We start from the raw sequence: 2,611 nt of genomic DNA, 5'->3' as shown, positions 1-2,611 counted from the left end.
TGATGCAGTGGGCGGTTCTCGGGCTGCTGGCGGCGAGCATGATTTTCAGATAGGAAAAGCGGGCCTCCGGGTGTTCCGGTGGGCCCGCTTTTTTCATTCGTCCCAATTCCGGGAGCCGCCCTTCGGGGCGGCTTTTTCATGATACGGGCTGCCGGTCAAGCATTGGCGGCACGGACTTTAGGATGTCCATCGCGGATGCGAGGTCGCCAATCCATTCGGCGATCCGCTCACGGGGGAGCACCACCGGCATCCGGTTGTGGACGTCGGCAATGGATTCGTTGGCCGCTGTGGTCAGGATGACGTAACGGGGTTCCCCGGCAAACTCATTGTAGAGCCCCGCCATATACAACGCCCGGTCTCCCGGCAGGTTGAACCGAATCTTTTGCTTGCCTTCGTCCCACTCGTAGAAGCCGGTGGAGGGAATCACACAGCGGCGCTGTTCCAGGCATTTGCGGAACATCGGCTTGTCGGGGGCCGTCTCGGCGCGGGCGTTGATAATCGTCCGCTGCCCCTTAAAGCCGGGGAATCCCCATGTCAGCAGTTCTGGGACGGGGCGGTCGTCCCCGGCGACGAGCACGGGGGCAACGTTGGTCGGGTAGATTTCCCCCATCTTGAATTCGCCGCGCTGCTGCCGCTCGACCTCCCGGACGATCTCCCGGATTTCGTCGCTCTCTTCCTGGCTGAAATTGTAGCGTCCGCACATATCAGCTCTTCGCCTCCACAAACCATTTGTTGTCGTCCTCGCGCCAGATATAGCTGACGGCCTGCGCGGGCTGCCCCTCCGGGGTATCCCACACGACCCGCACCCGGTACCGGATGCCGCTGCCGCCCGCCCGCATGGACGCGGCGCGGCGCACGTCGAGGACGCGGTCTATCCGGTATTTTGTCCCGTCCTCCCACTCAATAACCTCCGGTGAGATGCTGCCGTCAGTGCCAAAGGCGGCGTGGACGCGCACATACACCTTACGCGTCAAATCGCTCATTGCCTATACGCCTCCTAAAAATATCCGACCGGATGGATGATATGGTCCGCCTTGGGGTCGAATCCTGTCAGGGCGGTATCCCGGAGCAGCGTCGCCCGCCGCACGCATCCATTGCCGAACCGCCGCCGCAGACCGTCCACCGCCTGTTCAATCTGCATCAGGTTTTCCCGCCGGGCGTGATCGTCGTACATATCGAGCTGCACGGGGATGTCGTCGTGGGAGAAGTCGGTCATTGATACGCCGATGCTCCTGATCGGCTCGTCCCATCGATAGTTTGCCCGAAATATGTCCATCGCCGCGCTGACGATCTCCGACGACAGGCCGGTCGGGCGGGGCAGCTTGCGCTGGCGGGTGAAGCTCTGAAGATTACAGTCTCGGACGCTGATGCAAACCGTCCGGCCGACAAAGCCCTGCTCACGCATCCGGGCGGCGACGCTCTCCGCCAGCACCCACAGGACCATCTTGACGTCCTCGTCGTCCTCGAGGTCGCGGGGCGTGGTGCAGCTGTTGCCGATACTCTTGATGACGGCCAGCTCGTCGAACTCCGCGACGGCGGCGCGGTCCTCGCCGTTGGCAAACGCCCAGAGGACGTCGCCCCATTTCCCGAACCACCGGCGCAGGTTCGCCGGGTTGGTGCTGGCGAGCTTGCCGATCGTGGTGATATACCGGGAGGCCAGCTTGCGCCGGGTAGCCGGGCCGACATACAGCAGGTCGGAGGCGGGAAGGGGCCACGCGACGTCCTTGTAGTTGTCGCGGCTGATGACCGTCACCGCGTCGGGCTTTTTGTAGTCGCTGCCGAGCTTGGCGAAAATCTTGTTGAAGGAGACGCCAATGCTGACGGTGATCCCCAGCTCGTAACGGATGCGGCGGCGGATTTCTTCCGCGATCTGCGGCCCGCCGCCGAAAATACCGGTGCTGCCCGTCACGTCAAGCCATGCCTCGTCGATGCCGAACGGCTCCACCTGCGGGGTGTACTCCATGAAGATTTCCCGGCAGAGCTTACTGTATCGCAGGTACAGCGGGTAGTTGGGCGGAACGATGACGAGGTCGGGACATTTCTGCCGCGCCTGCCAAAGGGCCTCTCCGGTCTTGATCTGGTACCGCTTGGCGATATCGTTTTTGGCGAGGATAATCCCGTGACGCTGCTCGACGTCCCCGCCGACCGCGAGGGGCTTATCCCGCAACGAGGGCCGGTGCAGCGCCTCCACGGATGCATAAAAGGAATTACAGTCGCAATGTAAAATTGAGCGGTCCACCGGCCTCACCTCCTTAGAACGTATGTTCTTATTGTAAAGCTGGGGAACCGCGAAAACAAGCGGAAAGTGTTGGATAATCCGCGCTTGTATCCACATCCAAATTATGTGATGATGGTTTTTGGCGGCCCGCAGAAAGGGAGCGCGTCATGTTATCCACGACAATAGGAGTAAATGTCAGAAAGCGAAGACTGGAATTGAGTTGGTCGCAGGAGCGGTTTGCGTATGAATCCGGGTTGAGTGTGCGCACGGTCAGCGCGATCGAGTGTGGGAACGCCAACCCTACGGCAGATGTCATAGAGGCCATTGCAAGGGCGCTGGGCGTTCCTGCGGCATGGCTTGTCGGATAGATATTAGCGCGGTGTAAACTTCGAT

General features: G+C 61.1%; 4 protein-coding genes. 1 reads left to right on the top strand and 3 read right to left on the bottom strand.

The genetic code is table 11. The annotated features are described in order from the left end of the window. Positions 1-136: 136 nt before the first annotated feature. From RDM88_RS12560 to dinB, 3 genes are read right to left on the bottom strand one after another with little or no spacing between them, the layout of a single operon-like run. On the bottom strand, positions 137-703 hold the full coding sequence (locus tag RDM88_RS12560; protein ID WP_308755164.1) for an SOS response-associated peptidase: 567 nt from the start codon (positions 701-703) through the stop codon (positions 137-139). A gap of 1 nt (position 704) precedes the next feature. Continuing rightward, positions 705-983 (bottom strand): hypothetical protein, encoded by a 279-nt coding sequence (locus tag RDM88_RS12555; RefSeq protein WP_308755163.1) that lies wholly within the window; start codon positions 981-983, stop codon positions 705-707. 14 nt (positions 984-997) lie between these two features. Beyond that, the gene (gene dinB, locus RDM88_RS12550; RefSeq protein ID WP_308755162.1) at positions 998-2,239 is read right to left on the bottom strand and encodes a DNA polymerase IV; all 1,242 of its coding nucleotides are present in this window, start codon (positions 2,237-2,239) and stop codon (positions 998-1,000) included. A 146-nt stretch (positions 2,240-2,385) separates the two neighbouring features. Here dinB and RDM88_RS12915 point away from each other — a divergent pair, with 146 nt between their 5' ends. Continuing rightward, positions 2,386-2,586, top strand: coding sequence for a helix-turn-helix domain-containing protein (locus RDM88_RS12915; RefSeq protein WP_374045470.1), 201 nt, complete (start codon positions 2,386-2,388; stop codon positions 2,584-2,586). Positions 2,587-2,611: the final 25 nt, after the last annotated feature.

Origin of the sequence: uncultured Anaerotruncus sp., from assembly GCF_902490045.1 — a bacterium.
Lineage (GTDB): Bacteria > Bacillota > Clostridia > Oscillospirales > Ruminococcaceae > Anaerotruncus.
This window is presented reverse-complemented; position numbering and strand designations above follow the sequence as displayed.

Coding starts and splice junctions, on each gene's coding strand:
- RDM88_RS12915 (WP_374045470.1), top strand. CDS start 2,386: ATGTTATCCACGACAATAGGAGTAAATGTCAGAAAGCGAAGACTGGAA.
- RDM88_RS12560 (WP_308755164.1), bottom strand. CDS start 703: ATGTGCGGACGCTACAATTTCAGCCAGGAAGAGAGCGACGAAATCCGG.
- RDM88_RS12555 (WP_308755163.1), bottom strand. CDS start 983: ATGAGCGATTTGACGCGTAAGGTGTATGTGCGCGTCCACGCCGCCTTT.